Below are 18,682 nucleotides of genomic sequence, written 5' to 3'. Positions count from 1 at the left end.
TTACATGATTCAACGATTTAGCTATACTACCCCGACTTTCAGTTATGTTGCTGTTTGATCGACTGTTTTTCGACCGATACCACCGCTTCTCATGGCTGGGTAAATATGCAAAACTTACCTCATGACAACAATCAAAAATAATACCCAATATGCAGCAACACGACGCCACTCCACTAGCTGACTTTATAGAATATTCTCAAGCCGACATGCTCACCCGCTCTGAGCAGTTTTACCAAGATCTTAAGCGCCGTCATAGTATTCGCAGTTTTAGCGATCGCCCCGTACCACGAGCAATCATTGAAAACTGTATCAAAGCTGCGGGCACAGCGCCAAATGGCGCCAATCATCAACCGTGGCACTTTGTAGCAATTCACAGTGAAGAGGTTAAAAAACAAGTCCGTGATCAAGCGGAAGCGCATGAACGCGGCTTCTATTCTGGTCGCGCTGGCGAGGAATGGTTAGATGCCCTAAAACCGCTCGGTACCGATGCGAATAAACCTTATTTGCAGCACGCCCCGTGGCTCATCGCTATTTTCAGTCAAAAGAAAGGCGGCTTGAACACAGGTGATAAACACACAAACTATTATGTTCACGAATCTGTGGGCATCGCTACCGGCATGCTTATCACAGCTTTACATCATTCTGGCCTAGTGACATTGACCCATACGCCAAAACCGATGACTTTTTTATCCAAGATTTGTCAGCGACCGGATGATGAACGCCCTTACATGTTGGTGATCGCGGGTTACCCCGCTGAAGATGCAACTGTACCGCTACACGCGCAACAAAAGAAAACACTTGATGAAATTGCAACGTTTATCTAACTCGCGACTGATAAGAACGCTTAGCTCAGACTCGTATGCCGTGGTATCGTAATTAGCACAGCAAACTACAAGTATTAATACATAGAAACATTGAGACGTTGGTCTCTCCAAAGTAAAGGATTTAGGTTGAAAGTATTTAAATTTCATATTGGGTTTCACAAAACCGCGACCACGCACTTTCAGGATACGTTGCTTGCAATGCGAAATGACCTTGTGAACCAAGGTATGTATTATGAGCCTCTGGACGAAACTCGGCAGAAATTAAGCGCACTTACCCCTAAAGGTAAGAAAAAAATGCTTTATGATCTTGCTCCGGCCAAGCTCAAGTACCTCTATCTGCGAAAAACTAACTTTTACCTTCCTTCACACTGCGAGCACCTGTTGTTGTCGGAAGAAAACGTCTCAGGCACACCACTGCAATTATTGAGCGAACGGCTCTATCCCCAGATAGAATCTAAGCTACATTTTTTGGATGTTTTAGCATCACAAAAGCTGGACGTCAGGGTTTACGCGTCGATCCGTTCTTTCGACAAAGTAATGACCGGAGCATATATTACAATGTTGCGATTTAACCCCAAGGGAGCAATCGCTGCAAAAGACTATTTCCTCGAACTATTTAAGCATGGTTATAGGCCTAATTGGCATGATTTACTAAAGCGGATAAACGGTATAACCGCGCGGCCTTTCGCTTTTAAAATATGGACGCAAGAGGATTATTCAAAGCGCAGCAGTGACATTATTAAAGCATTTATTGGTGATGAAAATATTGCCGTTCCCACACTTTCTAGGCCAACCTCGACAATGACGCCAAGCTATTCGGCAATTGAAAAGATTGAGCAAATGGCTGCAAAGTTCGATAAAAAACCAGCGAACTGGCGGCAAGTGTGCGACGATGTCTATCAAACATTTCCTGCAAATAATAAGGCTGAAAAATACACCTTGTTCTCTGAACAAGAAGCGAGCTTACTAAAACGGTTATACCAAGAAGACCTTCAGCGAATCGATGAATCCTTCCCCAATATATTTTTGTTGCAATAATCAGCCAAAATCAGATCAAGCGAGACTCGATAGTGAACGCGCAAACTCATTTCTGTAGTCAAGTAAGCTATAACCAAACTTATTAGCGCGTAGCTCGAGTTTTTGATTGATTGGCGGTATTAACTTATTCCACAATTTATTTTTATGCTTTTCCCAAGCATTAAAGTATTTTTCGTTTATGCCTTGGCGAATATGATGTGTAACTTCGATCGACTCCATGTCTAGGAACTCGAAAATTTTATCTACTTCAATTTGTGGTCTAGCGATAAAGCTCTCGTACTGCAACACATAACATTGTTGTAAATATTTACTATCTTCGGCAAATAACTCGTACCCTCTAAGGGTGTGTTCTATCAGTGATTTTATCGAGCTCTTACTCCATTTTTGCGTCGCAAACGCAACTGCTAATGGGTGTCTTAAGATGACAATAAACTTACTATTGGGAAATAAACGCTGTAAAAACCGTGTTCTAATTAAGTTAGGAGGGCTTTTTTCGATATAATGCGAACAGGCTGAGTCAAGATAAGACTCCCATTGTTCAAGTATTTTTTGCGCAGAAGCTTCCGTGGCTAGCTCGTGAGACTCATTCATATAGGAGTTTGCATCGAAAATATATTTACCTGCGCCACCAAACTCAGATGCAGGTTTAAACACGCTCTGTAGGTGCTGTCCTTCGTCCTCCGGTACCCCCGTGTCAACCATACCACTGATATCTTTGTGGTTGCGTATGATTTCATGTAACAGTGACGTTCCACTGCGGTGGTGACCGGCTAGGAATATAAAGCTCTTGTTAACCATTACCAGAGCTCTTTGGTAACAGGGTAGTTTTGATAAAAATACGCATACGTATCGGCGTAAAATTCTTTAATCAAAGTATCAGATTTCGTCTCCATCACAGTATTTTTGGTTTTGTTCACCCGCACTTTTACAAATTCATATTTGGGCTCAACCTGTAAGAATTGGGATATGCGTTTGACCTCATCTTCGTCAAACATGTTTTCATAGAAACCTACATAAATGTCTTCTGGATTAAAGACTTTTGCAGCTTCCAAGATAATATTTTGATATTGAGTGCGCAACGTACAGTGTTCAGACTTGTAATATTGTAATAATGCCTTTTCAAAGTCAGTCTCACCAACGTTAATACCCTCTGTGTAATCTTTGCGATCCAGGTTAAACCGCACGGCACTCTTGATTCGTGACAACGGTTCACGAGTCAAAATCACCACCTTGACATCAATATCGCGCTCAGCAAAGTTGCGTTTAATATATTCCAATCGTCGCGCGCTAAGGCCACTATACGAGGGGGTTATGTCGGCGCCAATCAATTTATTGTTGCCGATCAACCGGTCAAAATAGTCGAAGTAATAACCTTCAGAGTGCTCCATCTTGTAAGCACGCATTAAATTAGACTTAAAAAATGTACGCCATGTCAGCTTCTCACGTTTATCTTTAAACAGCGGTGTATCTAACCTATCCCAAACGTGATATTCCTTTTTAAAGCCCCGCGCGAAAAGATCGGACTCACACAAGTATTTGTGCAGCCAACTCGTGCCACATTTCTGGTGCCCCAAGCCTAAGATAAAGCTTCTTTTGTTACTCATATCACTCCATTCCCTTTGCTTGATTTCAGTAAACGCCTGGGGGAGCCAATATCCCCCGCAAACTGTCAAAATTGAGTCTAGGCTATTCCCACTCAATCGTTGCAGGCGGTTTTCCTGATACATCGTAAACGACACGAGAAATTCCATCAATCTCATTAATGATACGATTGGATACGTGCCCTAGGAAATCAAAAGGTAAATGTGCCCAATGTGCTGTCATAAAATCAATGGTTTCAACGGCTCGTAAGGACACAACCCAATCGTATTTGCGCGCGTCACCCATTACACCAACAGAGCGCACTGGCAAGAGTACGGTAAATGCGTGGCTTACTTTGTGATACAGCTCAGCGCGGTGCAACTCTTCGATGAAAATGGCATCTCCAAGACGCACCACTTAGGGATTAATTATGCTTTGACTCTGCGGCGAGCGGCTAACCCAGCTAAACCTAAACCTAAGAGTACTATTGAAGCAGGCTCAGGCACTGACGGGGGTTGCTGTGCTTGCGATCCTTCAATCGCTAGCGCGAGATTTAAAGCAGTAAATGTGCTTAATTCGCCACCGAGCGAACCAGATGCTCGATCGCCAGAGCCTCTCAATCGTTGCCAATAAAAACTTGTACCGCTGGGGCTGTTTTGACTCGAGAACGTAATAAAATATGAACCAGCGCCGAGAATTAAATCATTAAAAACAACGTCAAATCTCAATATATCGCCGTTACTCGAACCGTTATGATTATACCCCGTATCAAACACGCCCACTGGATTAATCAGCGAGTCATACACTATGTCAGCGACGCTAGTCGATGAGCGGATTTGCACCCGAAAGTTTGGCGTCGCAGGCTGCGCGCCTGAACTCCAATACCCGCCCCAAAAACTGATGCTATCTATGCTATACGTATCCGCTAGCACAAAATCGTCAAATAACCCAAAACTGCCTTGAGAAAAGTTGGCGCCCGTTTGAATATTTGAAGAATCAAATGATTGATCAAGAATTAACGCCGCATTGGCATTAAGGCTAAACATGAAAAACACAATAGTTAGTAATCGCATATTACTTTCCTTTTTTGGAAACACTTTACAATAATCGTGGTTATGCATTTTTCACACCATTATCTAAAACGCTGTTTATAATGACATTTTCAGTTCAACAATTCAGCCATGTAAAATATATTGACACAGTGCATGATGTCTAAAGGACGATAAATGAAAAACACTCCAATAATGGAATCGAAAGAAAGGTGCTTTTGTTGTTTCGTGTTTACCTGGAATGGAGAATACTAATTTTTACAGATTGTTAATGGCGCCTTGAAACGCAAATAAGGTTACTCCAATAAACTGAAGTAACCTCAACGTGAACAAACGTTAAAGAGCATTTACTCCCACTCAATCGTTGCCGGCGGTTTTCCTGATACATCGTAAACGACACGAGAAATTCCATCAATCTCATTAATGATACGATTGGATACGTGCCCTAGGAAATCATAAGGTAAATGTGCCCAATGTGCTGTCATAAAATCAATGGTTTCAACGGCTCTTAAGGACACAACCCAATCGTATTTGCGCGCGTCACCCATTACACCAACAGAGCGCACAGGCAAGAATACGGTAAATGCTTGACTTACTTTGTGATACAGCTCAGCGCGGTGCAACTCTTCGATGAAAATGGCATCTGCCAGACGCAGCAGATCACAGTATTCTTTCTTGATCTCACCCAAGACGCGGACTCCTAAGCCTGGTCCTGGGAATGGATGGCGATACAGCATGTCGTAAGGTAAACCGAGTTCAAGACCGATTTTACGCACCTCATCCTTAAACAGTTCGCGTAAAGGCTCGACTAATCCCAATTTCATATCTTTCGGTAAGCCGCCAACATTGTGGTGCGACTTAATCACGTGGGCTTTGCCGGTTGCAGAACCTGCTGATTCGATCACATCGGGGTAAATGGTCCCCTGCGCTAGCCATTTAGCATCAACTATATTGCCGGCTTGCTCATCGAATACTTTGACAAACTCGCCCCCAATAATTTTGCGCTTTGCCTCTGGGTCAGATTCACCTTCCAGCGCTCTTAAGAAACGCTCTTCCGCGTCCACTTTGATTATATTGAGGCCGAAGTGCGAACCAAACATATCCATAACTTGCTGCCCTTCGTTCAAACGCAGCAGACCATTGTCTACAAACACACAGGTAAGGTTGTCGCCAATCGCTCGGTGCAATAGCATGGCGGTCACTGAGGAGTCGACGCCTCCCGACAGACCAAGTATAACCTTATCATCACCGACCTGTTGTTTGATGCGCTCAATGGCATCATCAATGATAGCCGCTGGTGTCCACAGTTTTTCACAACCGCATATCTGCATCACGAAATGTTGCAGGATCCGTTGTCCTTGTTTGGTATGTGTGACTTCAGGGTGAAATTGAACACCGTAGAATTGGCGCTCTTCATTAACCATCGCAGCGTGCGGACAGCTTCCGGTCTTGGCTATAGTCTTAAAATCAGCGGGAATCTCGGCAACTTTATCACCATGGCTCATCCAAACATCAATCAACGCATTGCCGTTTTCACCGATATGATCTTCGATGTGTTCAAATAAAGGGGTACTTTCTAATAACTCAACTTGCGCATAACCAAATTCACGCAAATTTGAGCCTTGTACACGTCCACCCAATTGCTCTGCCATGGTTTGCATACCGTAACAAATACCCAGTACAGGCTTGCCAGCATTAAACACATACTCCGGCGCACGTGGTGAGCCGCCCTCGGTTACTGATTCGGGGCCACCGGATAGAATAATACCGTCTGGATTAAAGGTTTTGATTTGCTCTTCACTGACATCCCATGCCCAGAGCTCACAATAAACACCGATTTCGCGCACACGGCGCGCAATTAATTGCGTGTATTGCGAGCCAAAGTCGAGAATAAGGATGCGTTGGTCATGAATATTGGCGGTCATTTTCTAGTTCCTAAATAACTAGCGCCACGACAACGCATGGCGCAATAAGACAAGTGTAGGAAATTATCCTAAGCGGTAGTTCGGTGCTTCTTTAGTAATGCTGACATCGTGAACGTGCGATTCTCCCATGCCAGCCGCGGTTACCTTGACAAATTGTGGCTTAGTGCGTAGGTCATCAATGGTCGGGCACCCTGTCAATCCCATTGCTGAGCGCAACCCACCCATTTGCTGGTGAATGATATTCGCAATAGGACCTTTATAAGCGACCCGCCCTTCGATGCCTTCAGGTACTAACTTCTCCGCATTGTTACTCTCTTGGAAGTAACGATCGGATGAACCATGGCTTTGATTCATAGCGCCTAACGAGCCCATACCGCGATAGGATTTGTAGTAACGGCCTTGATATAACTCCACTTCACCTGGCGCTTCCTCTGTGCCGGCCAACATACTGCCAACCATCACGCAACTTGCGCCTGCAGCAATGGCTTTAGCAATATCACCAGAGAAACGGATACCGCCGTCAGCAATTACTGGAATTCCAGTACCTTCCAGAGCTTCGACAGCATCACTTACTGCGGTTATCTGCGGTACACCACAACCGGTGACAATACGGGTAGTACAGATGGAACCTGGGCCTATACCGACTTTAACAGCGTCAACACCTGCATCAGCAAGAGCTTTAGCGCCTTCACCTGTTGCCACGTTACCAGCAATTAACTGGACATCAGGATAGGCTTGGCGAATTGCATGAACACGATCGATAACGCCTTGTGAGTGGCCGTGCGAGGTATCGATTAACAGCACATCAACATCCGCCTCAACGAGTAATTTAATCCGTTCATCCGTACCCGGACCGACGCTCACTGCCGCGCCAACGCGTAATCGTCCAAGCTTATCTTTACACGCATTGGGCTTACTTTCGGCTTTTTGGAAATCCTTAACAGTAATCAATCCGCTGAGTTTAAACGCATCATCGACGACCAAAATTTTCTCGATTCGATGTTCGTGCATCAATTCCAACACTGTTTCTGAAGGAGCGCCTTCTTTCACCGTAACTAAACGCTCTTTCGGCGTCATTACCTGACTGATAGGTTGGTCAAATCTATTTTCAAATCGCAAGTCTCGACCTGTGACAATACCGACTAAGTTATTGTCTGTATCGATAACAGGGAATCCTGAATAACCCAATTTTTGACTTAACGCATTCACTTCGCCAATAGTGGCCGACGGTTTTACCGTCACAGGATCAGAAACCACACCACTTTCGTATTTCTTAACTTGGCGAACGTGTTTAGCCTGCTGTTCCGGAGTCATATTTTTGTGAATGAAGCCGATACCACCTTCCTGGGCAAGCGCAATAGCTAATCGCGCTTCAGAAACCGTATCCATGGCAGCAGAAACCATCGGAATGTTTAGTTCAACACCACGTGTTAAACGCGTTTTTAGACTTGCCATGTGTGGCAATACTTGAGAGTGACCAGGGACGAGCAAAACGTCGTCAAATGTCAGAGCTTCTTTAGCGATTCGGAGCATGCAATTCCACCTACGGGATAAGGTTTTAATTGCGGCGCAATTGTAGTGTTTTTTATAATTCAGGTAAACTGCCTTTCGCAATAAAGCTGATAAAAAAATAAACTATGTTAAAACCACCTAGCAACTCCCGCCAAATTTACTCCGTAACTAAGCTAAATCGCTACGTTAAGTCGTTGTTAGAAGCGGAAGTGGGAAATGTTTGGTTATCGGCTGAAATTTCCAATTTTACCGCAGCGGCAAGTGGTCATTGGTACTTCACGTTAAAAGACAGTAAGGCACAAATAAAGTCGGCTATGTTTCGAGGTGCGAATGCCCGCCTGAAATATCGCCCCAAGGAAGGTGATAAAGTATTAGTTCGCGGTAACCTTTCTCTCTACGAGCCTCGCGGGGACTATCAGTTAATTGCTGATTATATGGAACTCGATGGTAGTGGTGATCTCCAAGCTGCGTTTGAAGCGCTCAAGGCAAAGTTAAATTCACTGGGACTATTTGCCGCCGAACGCAAGCGTCAAATACCTGACATCGTTAATACTGTTGGAGTAGTTACATCTGCAACGGGTGCCGCGTTGCACGATATACTGACAGTGCTTCGTCGGCGCAGCCCTGCAACTAAAGTCATTGTCTATCCCACTCAAGTACAGGGCGTTGAAGCTCACCAGCATATTATCAATGCTATTACAGTTGCTAACCGGCGCAGCGAAGTCGATGTTTTAATCGTCGGTAGAGGTGGCGGCTCGATTGAAGATTTGTGGTGCTTTAATCATGAACAATTAGCTTACGCGATTGCAGAATCTACTTTGCCGATAATTAGTGCTGTGGGTCACGAAGTTGACATTACCATTGCCGACTATGTCGCTGACTTGCGCGCCCCTACGCCAAGTGCTGCCGCAGAGGTTGTCAGCCGAGACGTACGCCACCAATTGCAGGCTATCGACACATTGCATCGCGCGCTACGTCAACATATGCGACGTCATTTGGAACAAGCCGCATATCGTCTAAAAACAGCTGCGAACGGAGTCCAACGCAATCATCCACAAAGTAAACTCATTACTCAATCTCAGCGCCTTGATGAAATAGCCGCTCGCTTAGCTAATGCAGTCAAGCGTCAGAACAACCAGACCCAGCAATATCTCTCCCAACTAGCCCAGCGTTTAATCCGGGTTTCACCGAAACGGGAGATTTATCAGCATCAACAGCGTCTTGGCCAAGTACACATGCGCCTGCAAAGCGTTGTTGTACATAGACTGCAAAAGCACCGCCAACGCCTTGCGGAACAAGCTGGGCTATTACAGTCGCTTAGCCCATTAGCCACATTGAGTCGTGGTTATAGCATCACCCAATCGAATTGCGAAGTTGTGGTATCGAGCAAACAAGTCCAAATCGGAGACGAAATTCGCACGCAATTGCACGACGGAGCATTAGTCAGTCAAGTTACTGAGATTGGTAAATCATAGCGATTTTGATATTCGTCGCATTTATTGCTTTTATTGTAAATCTCCGCTTGTGCGGCAGATTCATGTCAGGCATTATCCAGCATGGATTTCGCTCAGGGAGCGGTTTTTTGTCGTACGAACACTCTAAATTTATACCAAGCTGGCTGATGGCCTCATGTACTGCGCTTGCGCTAGGTACAACAGGCATGGCTAGTGCAGAGACTACCCTGCCTCCAATTAGTGTGTTTTCCTCTTTTCCTGGTGACGAGGTGCAATCACTCTGTCAAATCGCTGAGCAATATCACTGCGCCGAAGATTTCATCGACCCAATGGCACTTTATGCGGCAGTTGAACTGCCTAACTATTTTCTCAAAACAGGCGCCAGCGAAGACGGTTATGATTACGAGCTATTAATTGCCAATACGTTGGTTAGTTCAGCGGGTGATGAAAGCGTGACTGACAGCCAAATCATTACTGAATTTGACGTGACCTGGCGCGGTATTGTGCTTGGCTCTTATCAATACGCTGACACATTCAATCAGCAACAAGTAACGACTCTGAGCATTGCTGATTATACCGAGCGATTGGTCAGTCAATTTATCGAAGACGCTAAACAGGCCGAAATATTCACCGCCGGCTTTTTGTACGATAAGTTGCAAGCCAGTGACTATCACGCAGACTTAAAGCTACCACAAGTCATTAGTGCCTTTGAATTGTATGATATGCAGCTGTATCACGATCCATTACAAGGTGCTGTTGCACGCTATTCTCACCCCCAATATCCTGGCGATGTGATAGATATTTTTGTTTATCCGGTGTTTATACCTGATGAGTCCAATCCTGACCCACAAATTCAAATTACCCACGAATTACGCAAAGAAATAGACGATATCGAATTGATTACGGCGAGTCGCAATATCCAGGGGGTCACTATTGGTCAGATTAAAGCAATTGACTGGCAAACCGAACAACGTCATTTCCGCGGTATGTACTTTGATGTGGAAGCAATGGATGACGATGGCGAGCCAATGTTTACTACAACTTACTTGTTTCAATCTAAAGACAAATTCATCAAGTTCAGTGCAAACTTTCCAGGCCGAGTCGCCGAAAGTATGGTTAAAGGCGCACTACCTACAATAGAAGTCCCCGAACAATCACAGCTAATGAGAATGCTGCGTCAACCCCAATCCTAAGGTTATTGTTTTTTGTGAAATGCCATCATGCGTTTGCGCTTGCGCTTGCGCTGCTGCGCTAGCGTCAGCTGATTTTTCTTGCCTTCAAAGGGGTTAGCGCCTTCGCGGAATTCAATTTTTATCGGCGTCCCCATGGTTTTTAACGCCTTGCGGAAATAGTTCATTAGGTAACGCTTATATGAATCAGACAAATCTTGTACCTGATTACCATGGATCACAATCACGGGTGGGTTGTAACCGCCAGCGTGAGCGTATTTCATTTTTACTCGTCTGCCTCGCACCAATGGTGGCTGGTGGTCTTCCTGAGCCATTTCCATAATCCGTGTCAGCATAGATGTATTAATTCGTTGCGTCGCTGACGCATAAGCTTCTTGTACCGACTCAAACAGATGTCCCACGCCAGTTCCATGTAGAGCAGAGATAAAGTGCAAACGGGCAAAATCAATAAAGCCTAATCGCCGATCAAGTTCGCGCTTAATATCCTCTTTCACGTCTTTATCTAGACCATCCCATTTATTAACTGCAAGTACCAATGAGCGGCCGGAATTCAATACGAAACCCAAAAGACTTAGGTCTTGATCGCTGATGCCTTCACGCGCATCAATTATCATCAGAACGACATTTGCTTCTTCTATTGCTTGCAAGGTTTTGACGATTGAGAATTTTTCAATTGCGTCTGTGACTTTTTTACGTTTGCGTACACCCGCAGTATCGATAAGGATGTACTCGCGTTCGTCGCGCTGCATAGGAATAAAAACGCTGTCGCGAGTTGTACCCGGCAGGTCGTAAACCACAACGCGCTCTTCACCCAAAATCCGGTTAGTCAGCGTTGATTTGCCAACATTGGGTTTACCAACAATCGCCAACTTTATCGGCAGGCCCTGTAAACGCTCTAATTGCGCATCAGCGTCTTCTTCAGAAACCGGTTTAATTGCTTCTGAGACGGTCATATCTGGAAATTGCTCGGTAAGCTCACCCAGCGATTCACTCAACAACTGACTGACACCGCGTCCGTGGGCGGCTGCGATTTGGTGCACTTGACCTAAACCTAACGCGTAGAAGTCTGCGCTTTCACTATCACCATCGATTCCGTCTACTTTGTTAGCGACAACGTAAACCTTCTTCTCTGAGCGACGTAAGTATTCGGCTATGCCCTGATCAGCGGGCGTCATACCTGCGCGCGCATCGACTAAAAAGAAGACAACATCAGCCTCATCTATCGCTAATAGTGATTGCTCAGCCATCGCGGCATCAATACCTTCTTCATCGCCAGAGATGCCCCCGGTATCGACAACGATAAATGCCATGCTATCCACCGTTGCCTGTCCGTATTTTCGGTCACGGGTTAGCCCGGGAAAATCGGCAACCAATGCGTCACGTGTCTTGGTCAAGCGATTAAATAATGTAGATTTACCGACATTTGGACGACCAACTAAGGCAATTACGGGGAGCATGAATCAGGTACCTAAAATCTAGAAACGAACAATAGGTGTCGCTTATTGCGACACCTGTAATGCTGCAACGACACCATCGCGTGTTGTCGCAAACAAAGTATTACCGGCAACAACCGGTGCAACGAAAATCGATTCATCTTCATCATCACCGCCCAGTTCATAACGCGCAACCAACTGACCATCAGATTGATTAAACCAGTGTAAAAAACCATATTTGTCACCCGCAACTACATAACTGCCCATAGTGACCGGCGCAGACAGTTCACGCCCTTTTAAACGCCCCTGTGACCATAGTTCGACGCCGTTTCGACGGTCAATCGCATACACATGGCTGTTGTTATCAACAACGTATAACGTATTGCCATTTAGGGCTAATGACTGATACGCGGCGTACTCACGCTTCCAAACAACTCGACCACTGCGCAGTTCGACGGCTGCTAGCGTACCACCATAACTAATTGTATAAACCGTACCGCCCAAAACGATAGGTTGTGCATCAACATCAACAATACGTTCAAGCTCGGTTGCCCCGCTTGGCGCACTGACCACTTGCTCCCAAGCCAACATACCAGACTGAATAATATTCACTTGCAGCTTGCCAGTTGGAGTTCCAAAAATGACCCCTCCACTGGCTGTGACCGGACTGGAGAGTCCTCGCAATGAAAGTGGTGGCACTTCGCTATCCGCGCGCCACAGCTCAGTACCGTCAATACTGTTTAAACCAATCAAGGCTCCTGCCCCGGTATTGACAACAACAATGCCACTTTCGACCGCGGGTGCAGCCAACACTTCACCGCGCACATCTGCCTGCCATTTAGTCTCACCTGTCTGAGCATCTAATGCATAGACAAAACCATCTTCCGTGCCAAAGAAAACGGTATCAAAAACAACGGTTAAGCCTCCAGAAATCTTAGCTGAAACGCCGCTCGACCACAGTGAGGTTAAGCCATCAAAAAAGCCTTGCTCTGGAAAAATCGCAAAGTTGCGTTCCCATGTGACCTTGCCTGTTGCTTGATTTAGCGCAACAACGTCGCCTTGACGATTAGCAACGTAAAGATTGTCATAAGCGGCCGCTGGACGCAGTCTCGAATAATAGTTTTCAACGCCATGACCAATATCACGATCCCATACTTTGACGGGCTTAAACTGTTCCGCTATAGGTTCTAAGCGACGAATTTCGAGTTCTTCTTCGTCTGCAAACCAATCGGATACAGTGCTACAGGCACTTAGCGAAAATACTAAACCTGCAGCGATTACACATTTAAAATTCTTCACAGACAATCCTTAGCTACCCGCTGTAATTGCAAGGTTATCTAATTTCATCTTAACCAGGCGATTGGCGCTATCAGCTTCGACAGCCGCGCTGTAAGCCAATCTTGCTTTAGTAAAGTCTGCGAGCACAACGAATGCGTCACCTTTGATCTCTTCTACTTGTGCAGTGAATGCATCACCTTCAACTTTAGCTACGCTATCCAGTGCGGCTTGAGCGTTATTAAGCGCCAATTGAACTCGCGCTAAACGCAACAAAGCAACATTTTTCAAAGCACCGTCTTGGCTTGCCACAGCTGTTTGTAAGTGGCGTTGTGCTGCCTCTAGATTATTATTTTCAACCTCTTGAGCAGCCAGCACCAACGCTGTCATTGCGGCATAGCCTGTGCTTTCGTACTCGGCCAGAAATGCTTCAGCTTTTGCAATACCATCATCTGCTTGCAAGTTTTCAACGACGTCTTGATAGCCTTGAGACGCAGCTTCTTTAGCCGCCAACTGACTATCAGAATAATACTGCCAGCCCCATAGCCCCCCCAAGCCAATGACCGCACCGACAACAATCGCGATACCATTTTCTTTCCAAAATCGCTTAATCGCTTCAACTTGTTGTTCTTCTGTTGCAAACTGTTCCACTGTTAGTTACCTCTTACAATGTGGGTAGTTCTTACTACCTCTTGAGTTAATTACTGTTCAGCGACGGCTATGCCGTCAATAACTGTTGTACTAATGCTGGCATATCAGCCAACGAAATTGTTTGTTGTTCACCTTGATTGCGTAACGGTTTAACCGCTACACAGCGAGCTTCCGCTTCACTGTCACCAATCACTATGCCAATACGTGCGCCGATTTTGTCAGCGCGCTTAAATTGCTTTTTCATGTTCCCGCCACCGCAATGCAACTGCACATTAACGGCAGGTAGTGCTGCACGCATTTGCTCCGCCACTTGCATTGCATATACAAACTGCTCAGCCCCCATGGGCATCACATAGACATCTGCGGCTGCATTAGAAACCTGCGCGGTCTGCAAAGTCTCGATCATCAGTATTAGACGCTCAAGCCCCATTGCAAAGCCCACTGCGGGTGTCGGTTTGCCGCCCAATTGTTCGACTAAACCGTCGTAGCGTCCACCAGCGAGCACAGTACCTTGTGCACCTAATTTGTCAGTCACCCACTCAAAAACCGTGCGATTGTAATAATCTAAGCCTCGCACCAAACGCGGATTGACTTCAAATTCGATACCCAATTGCGATAATCGTTCACAAAGTTCTGAAAAATGTTGCTTGGACTCCTCATCCAGGTAATCGAGCAATACTGGTGCATCCTTCACAAGAGCTTGTACTTGTGGATTCTTGCTGTCTAGTACACGCAGCGGATTTGTTTTTAAGCGGCGTTTACTATCCTCATCGAGTTGTTCTTCATGAGCGCTCAAATACGCTACTAGTGCTTCTCGATAGTCAGCTCGGGCAGCTGGCGAGCCCAAAGAGTTTAATTGTAATGTGACCGCGTTGCTAATACCGAACTCACGCCACAAACGAGCACTTAGCATGATAACTTCAATATCAATATCTGGGCCGGACAAACCGAAGGTCTCGACACCAAATTGGTGGAACTGGCGATACCGGCCTTTTTGCGGACGCTCGTGACGGAACATTGGCCCCATATACCAGAGTCGTTGCTGTTGGTTGTACAGTAAACCGTGCTGATTCCCGGCCCGCACACAACTAGCAGTTCCTTCTGGGCGTAGGGTTAAACTGTCACCATAGTCGTCGAAGGTGTACATTTCCTTTTCGACAATATCCGTCGCTTCACCAATTGAGCGTTTAAATAGATCCGTACTTTCAACGATCGGCGTGCGAATTTCTTGATATCCAAAACTTGCGACTACTTTCCGGATACGACTTTCTACCCACTGCCACAATGCAGTTTGTTCCGGCAGTCCATCATTCATTCCTCGGATGGCTTGGAGTTGTTTTGACACAGCGTAACTCGAATTCGATTAGTTAATAAAAAGCCCCGTATTATAGGGGCTATGAGAACAAACAACAATTGACTTATCGCGATTATTCGCGTTATTTGACGTCACTTTCTACGGCTTTTACGGGAATCTGATTTTTTTCATCTAACATCGCCGCTTTAGCACGGATTCGTTGTTCCAGCTGATCGACCAATTCGTCATTTTTAAGCCGTTCTTTTTGACGTTTTCCATCTAGATAAAAGCCGCTCATATTTCGCGCCCCGGTCAAACCGAGATCAGATACTTCAGCCTCGCCGGGCCCATTTACTACACAACCGATAATCGACACATCCATTGGTGTTAATACGTCTTCTAAGCGTTGCTCTAAAGCATTAACCGTCCCAATTACATCAAACTCTTGCCTTGAACAACTGGGACAAGCAATAAAATTAATTCCTCGCGAACGGATGCGTAGTGATTTTAAAATATCAAACCCAACTTTAATCTCTTCAACCGGATCAGCCGCTAATGAGATTCGAATCGTATCGCCAATACCTTCCGCGAGAAGCATTCCTAGACCTACAGCACTCTTCACTGCGCCAGAGCGGAATCCACCAGCTTCGGTAATACCCAAGTGCAACGGGTTATCGATTTGTTGCGCTAACAAACGATAAGCGCCAACGGCTAAAAAAACATCGGAGGCTTTGACACTGACTTTGAATTGATTGAAGTTCAGCTTATCTAAAATATCCACATGCCGCATGGCTGACTCAACCAATGCTTCAGGTGTAGGCTCACCATATTTTTCCTGTAAATCACGCTCCAAAGAGCCACCGTTCACACCGATCCGAATCGGTATATTCTTGTCCGCAGCACAGTCAACTACAGCTCGAACACGGTCCATGTTGCCTATATTACCGGGATTAATTCGCAAACAGTCGACACCGTATTCAGCGACCTTAAGCGCAATACGGTAATCAAAATGTATGTCAGCTACCAATGGCACATTGACCTGTTGCTTTATTTGCTTGAACGCTTCAGCCGCATCCATCGTTGGCACCGAAACGCGGACAATTTCGCCGCCGACGGCTTCAATACGCTTTATCTGAGCAACGGTCGCCTCAACATCTGTCGTCGGGGTGTTGGTCATCGACTGAACGGCAATTGGGGCACCATCACCAATGGGTACATTGCCGACATAAATGCGCGTCGATTTACGACGCGTTATAGGTGATTCTGCAAACATGAAAATCCTACCTGGGTAATGTGAATCGGGCGCTTCGCCCTTCAGGAATATCGCTTAGATCAACCGGTTCGCCAGCGAATGTTATCGCCACATTTTGCGGAGCCCCGAGTGTGACCTCAAATGGTGGTAAGCCCGTGATGGGCATAATCCGTCCCGCGACTTTAGTCCCATAGGCAATTGCTTCACCTGTAGCATCGGTTATATTGACCCAACAGTCGCCACTGAAATTAAACACAAGGTCGACAGTTGCTGGCGTTTCTGTTTGATTCAAATTTTCTATCGCCGGCGCGTCATTATCAACAAGCGCTTGTGTATCTTCCCCCCCGAGTTCAGACGAAACGTCTGCGTCAATGTCACCCGGTTCTGATAACTCAGGTTGTTCAGTGACGGAGTCGGTAGCTTCGTCAAGCGGAACACCCACTGCATTGGCTGAATAAGCATCATCACTTTGTAAATTTGGCAGTTCAGTGCGCTCTGTTTGTATGTTTTCTACGTCAGGCAAAGTCGCTGTGACTTCTGACACCGTTGTTTGTGGTTGCTGATACCACCACAAAACAAATAAAGCGATCACTACAGCCAAAATGAAATAGGTGACCATCATCCAACGGTTATCACGCGCCTCATGGGTGGTTCGGCGTGAAAAGCTTTGTAACTTTTGTGGCGCCTTTTGCACCCCTATACTGGCGTTAAACAAATCGACCAAAGGTTCTGGTTCCAAGTCAACATTCTTGGCATACAAGCGAATGTAACCTTTAACAAAAGTTGAAGACGTAGCGCTATCAACGTTATCGTCTTCTAACTGTTGAATGATAGTGAGTTTAAGAAATAGCTTATCGGCCAACGCTTGTTGGGAAAGCCCTATGGCTTCGCGTCCAGCTTTGAGTTGCGCTCCAACTGTCGGTGTCGCGTTTTCCGTTACTTCGGCTTCTACTTGTGATTCCGTCATTGCGTATTATTGCTCTTGTTCGCTCTCGATTGTCGCCGGGTCAACTACCCAAAGTAGCATGCCATAATCTATTGCACCGCTTTCGGGCAAATTATTCCACTCGATCAGGCTTTGAATTTTAACATTATACCGTAACGAAATACGATACAGGTTTTCACGTTTCGCCACCTGATGCTTAATCACTCTATCGCCGTCCATTACCGGCGTACCCGTAGCTGAAGAAACCTCTGGAGTGACTGGAATTACAACCTCTGGAGTCTCAGTAACATCATCGTTTGGCGTAACTCTCGTTTCGACCTCTGGCTCAGGCTCAGGTTCAACTTGTGTAGTCTCTGGTGGCGTAACGACAGGCTCGGGCTCGACAACTTCTTCAGCGTCTTGTGCAGGGAGGGGAGTATCCTCTATCGGCGCAGGCTTACGAGTAACACGCACAGTTTGCTCGGCTTGCTCTTCAATTGAAGTAATATAACGCTTGGTCAAACGATGACCTGGGTACATTCGCATAAGCATTTCCCCATAGCCTTCAGCCATTTCATACTCGCCCAAGCCGCGTTCGATTTGTACTGATAACCACAAGGTATCGGCACTGACCCGTGCGACTCGCTGGTATCGAGCCAGGGTTTGTTTAGCTTCGTTGTACTGACCCGCTTGAGCTTGCAACTCGGCCAACAAAAACAGACTCTTTGCGCGTGTGGGTTGATGATTTAATGCGGTGTTCAAATAGTTTATTGCATCAAGTGAGCGATTCTGACTCAGGCTGCACAACGCCATATTCTCATAGGTTTCAGCCGAATTGGCATAGCTCTGGCTATTAACCGCGCGCATAAAAAACTCTTTCGCCTCTTCGTAGCGACTTTGCTGACACAGGAACGCGCCATAACTGTTGGCAATATCAGGGTTGCGCGAATCTAATTTGAGCGCGTTTTTATAAGACTCTTCGGCGCGCACAACTTCGTCTACTAGCTGGTAATAATAAGCCATACTGTAATGTGCATCTGCCAATCTAGGTGCAAACTCTAACGCTTTGTCTAAATTGATTTTGGCTTGCGTGTAATTGCCATTTTTAAGGTAGGTTAAGCCCAGCGAAATGCGCGTTTTGGCGGCTTCCACTTGATCAAAATCGTTACTGCGCTCGAACCCTTCGGGTAAAGGCTCGCTCACGCAACCAGATAATAGAATCATCGAAACAATGATAGCGCTGCGTAAAAACATGTACTGGCTCGTAATATCACAAAGG

At 45.8% G+C, this 18,682-nt stretch carries 16 protein-coding genes and 1 pseudogene; 4 read left to right on the top strand and 13 right to left on the bottom strand.

Annotated elements, in window-relative coordinates; all coding sequences use genetic code 11:
- The first annotated feature begins 149 nt into the window (after positions 1-149).
- Together QTP81_RS03695 and QTP81_RS03690 are read left to right on the top strand one after the other, a co-directional pair.
- On the top strand, positions 150-824 hold the full coding sequence (locus tag QTP81_RS03695) for a nitroreductase family protein (RefSeq protein WP_289363800.1): 675 nt from the start codon (positions 150-152) through the stop codon (positions 822-824).
- 126 nt (positions 825-950) lie between these two features.
- A complete protein-coding gene (locus QTP81_RS03690; protein ID WP_289363799.1) occupies positions 951-1,862 on the top strand; it encodes a hypothetical protein in 912 nt (303 codons plus the stop codon).
- Positions 1,863-1,877: 15 nt separating this feature from the next.
- On the opposite strand, the gene QTP81_RS03685 is transcribed toward QTP81_RS03690, so the two are convergent.
- The 6 genes and pseudogenes from QTP81_RS03685 to guaB form a co-directional block, all read right to left on the bottom strand.
- The gene (locus QTP81_RS03685) at positions 1,878-2,660 is read right to left on the bottom strand and encodes a sulfotransferase family protein (protein WP_289363798.1); all 783 of its coding nucleotides are present in this window, start codon (positions 2,658-2,660) and stop codon (positions 1,878-1,880) included.
- Positions 2,660-3,466, bottom strand: coding sequence for a sulfotransferase domain-containing protein (locus QTP81_RS03680; RefSeq protein ID WP_289363796.1), 807 nt, complete (start codon positions 3,464-3,466; stop codon positions 2,660-2,662). The genes QTP81_RS03685 and QTP81_RS03680 overlap by 1 nt, the downstream gene beginning before the upstream one ends.
- Positions 3,467-3,548: 82 nt before the next feature.
- Positions 3,549-3,860, bottom strand: a pseudogene (locus tag QTP81_RS03675) (GMP synthase (glutamine-hydrolyzing)); the annotation flags it as partial.
- 11 nt (positions 3,861-3,871) lie between these two features.
- Entirely contained in the window at positions 3,872-4,516 is a 645-nt protein-coding gene (locus QTP81_RS03670; RefSeq protein ID WP_289363795.1) for a PEP-CTERM sorting domain-containing protein, read from the bottom strand.
- Between the two features lie 323 nt (positions 4,517-4,839).
- The gene (gene guaA, locus QTP81_RS03665) at positions 4,840-6,417 is read right to left on the bottom strand and encodes a glutamine-hydrolyzing GMP synthase (protein WP_289363794.1); all 1,578 of its coding nucleotides are present in this window, start codon (positions 6,415-6,417) and stop codon (positions 4,840-4,842) included.
- A gap of 63 nt (positions 6,418-6,480) precedes the next feature.
- Positions 6,481-7,950 carry an IMP dehydrogenase gene (gene guaB / locus QTP81_RS03660; RefSeq protein WP_289363793.1) on the bottom strand — a complete coding sequence of 490 codons (1,470 nt, stop codon included), beginning with the start codon at positions 7,948-7,950 and terminating at the stop codon, positions 6,481-6,483.
- Between the two features lie 104 nt (positions 7,951-8,054).
- On the opposite strand from guaB, the gene xseA reads away from it, so the two are divergent.
- On the top strand, positions 8,055-9,404 hold the full coding sequence (xseA, locus tag QTP81_RS03655; RefSeq protein ID WP_289363791.1) for an exodeoxyribonuclease VII large subunit: 1,350 nt from the start codon (positions 8,055-8,057) through the stop codon (positions 9,402-9,404).
- A 107-nt stretch (positions 9,405-9,511) separates the two neighbouring features.
- Positions 9,512-10,576, top strand: a complete 1,065-nt coding sequence (locus QTP81_RS03650; RefSeq protein ID WP_289363790.1) for a hypothetical protein — start codon at positions 9,512-9,514, stop codon at positions 10,574-10,576.
- A 2-nt stretch (positions 10,577-10,578) separates the two neighbouring features.
- Here QTP81_RS03650 and der read toward each other — a convergent pair whose 3' ends face one another.
- The 7 genes from der to pilW form a co-directional block, all read right to left on the bottom strand.
- Entirely contained in the window at positions 10,579-12,030 is a 1,452-nt protein-coding gene (gene der / locus QTP81_RS03645) for a ribosome biogenesis GTPase Der (protein WP_289363789.1), read from the bottom strand.
- 42 nt (positions 12,031-12,072) lie between these two features.
- Positions 12,073-13,305 (bottom strand): outer membrane protein assembly factor BamB, encoded by a 1,233-nt coding sequence (gene bamB, locus QTP81_RS03640; RefSeq protein WP_289363788.1) that lies wholly within the window; start codon positions 13,303-13,305, stop codon positions 12,073-12,075.
- Positions 13,306-13,314: 9 nt separating this feature from the next.
- Positions 13,315-13,932: a YfgM family protein gene (locus QTP81_RS03635; RefSeq protein WP_289363787.1), complete on the bottom strand. Its 618-nt coding sequence runs from the start codon at positions 13,930-13,932 to the stop codon at positions 13,315-13,317.
- Between the two features lie 67 nt (positions 13,933-13,999).
- Positions 14,000-15,277 carry a histidine--tRNA ligase gene (hisS, locus tag QTP81_RS03630; protein WP_289363786.1) on the bottom strand — a complete coding sequence of 426 codons (1,278 nt, stop codon included), beginning with the start codon at positions 15,275-15,277 and terminating at the stop codon, positions 14,000-14,002.
- Between the two features lie 91 nt (positions 15,278-15,368).
- Entirely contained in the window at positions 15,369-16,499 is a 1,131-nt protein-coding gene (gene ispG, locus QTP81_RS03625; protein WP_289363785.1) for a flavodoxin-dependent (E)-4-hydroxy-3-methylbut-2-enyl-diphosphate synthase, read from the bottom strand.
- 7 nt (positions 16,500-16,506) lie between these two features.
- Positions 16,507-17,445 (bottom strand): RodZ domain-containing protein, encoded by a 939-nt coding sequence (locus QTP81_RS03620; RefSeq protein WP_289363783.1) that lies wholly within the window; start codon positions 17,443-17,445, stop codon positions 16,507-16,509.
- A 6-nt stretch (positions 17,446-17,451) separates the two neighbouring features.
- Complete coding sequence (gene pilW / locus QTP81_RS03615; protein ID WP_289363781.1) at positions 17,452-18,657, bottom strand: type IV pilus biogenesis/stability protein PilW; 1,206 nt, start codon at positions 18,655-18,657, stop codon at positions 17,452-17,454.
- Between the last annotated feature and the right edge of the window lie 25 nt (positions 18,658-18,682).

Source organism: Neoalteromonas arenosi, assembly GCF_030362855.1.
GTDB lineage: Bacteria > Pseudomonadota > Gammaproteobacteria > Enterobacterales > Alteromonadaceae > Alteromonas_E > Alteromonas_E arenosi.
This window is presented reverse-complemented; position numbering and strand designations above follow the sequence as displayed.

Coding starts and splice junctions, on each gene's coding strand:
- QTP81_RS03680 (WP_289363796.1), bottom strand. CDS start 3,466: ATGAGTAACAAAAGAAGCTTTATCTTAGGCTTGGGGCACCAGAAATGT.
- pilW (WP_289363781.1), bottom strand. CDS start 18,657: ATGTTTTTACGCAGCGCTATCATTGTTTCGATGATTCTATTATCTGGT.
- xseA (WP_289363791.1), top strand. CDS start 8,055: ATGTTAAAACCACCTAGCAACTCCCGCCAAATTTACTCCGTAACTAAG.
- guaB (WP_289363793.1), bottom strand. CDS start 7,950: ATGCTCCGAATCGCTAAAGAAGCTCTGACATTTGACGACGTTTTGCTC.
- QTP81_RS03695 (WP_289363800.1), top strand. CDS start 150: ATGCAGCAACACGACGCCACTCCACTAGCTGACTTTATAGAATATTCT.
- guaA (WP_289363794.1), bottom strand. CDS start 6,417: ATGACCGCCAATATTCATGACCAACGCATCCTTATTCTCGACTTTGGC.
- ispG (WP_289363785.1), bottom strand. CDS start 16,499: ATGTTTGCAGAATCACCTATAACGCGTCGTAAATCGACGCGCATTTAT.
- QTP81_RS03685 (WP_289363798.1), bottom strand. CDS start 2,660: ATGGTTAACAAGAGCTTTATATTCCTAGCCGGTCACCACCGCAGTGGA.
- der (WP_289363789.1), bottom strand. CDS start 12,030: ATGCTCCCCGTAATTGCCTTAGTTGGTCGTCCAAATGTCGGTAAATCT.
- QTP81_RS03620 (WP_289363783.1), bottom strand. CDS start 17,445: ATGACGGAATCACAAGTAGAAGCCGAAGTAACGGAAAACGCGACACCG.
- QTP81_RS03670 (WP_289363795.1), bottom strand. CDS start 4,516: ATGCGATTACTAACTATTGTGTTTTTCATGTTTAGCCTTAATGCCAAT.